At 68.6% G+C, this 255-nt stretch carries 1 protein-coding gene; it reads left to right on the forward strand.

From position 1 onward, the window contains the following. Nucleotides 1–255, forward strand: a 255-nt coding sequence (locus tag ACM0OY_RS40625) for a hypothetical protein (RefSeq protein WP_414574334.1), incomplete at both ends; no start/stop codon positions are given.

A 255-nucleotide genomic window follows, 5' to 3' on the forward strand; every position in this document is an offset into this window, starting at 1 on the left:
CGTCTATCTCGGTGGCGTGGCGCTGGATGCGCAGGCCCTGGCATTGGCGGGCACGCTGGGGGCTGAGGAACGTTCGCGTCTGGCGGAGCCGGACACGGTGCTGATCGACGCCGCTGATATGAACAAGCTGGATGTGGCGCCCGGCGACACCGCCGAGATCAATGGACGCCGCGTCCGCATCGTGGGCCTCACCAATGGCCTGCGGGGTCTGGGCGGGGTCAATGTCATCGCCTCCGTGGCCACCACTCGCGCGCT

Origin of the sequence: Nostoc sp. CCY 9925 (assembly GCF_963920935.1) — a bacterium.
Classification (GTDB): Bacteria; Cyanobacteriota; Cyanobacteriia; order Cyanobacteriales; family Nostocaceae; genus Nostoc.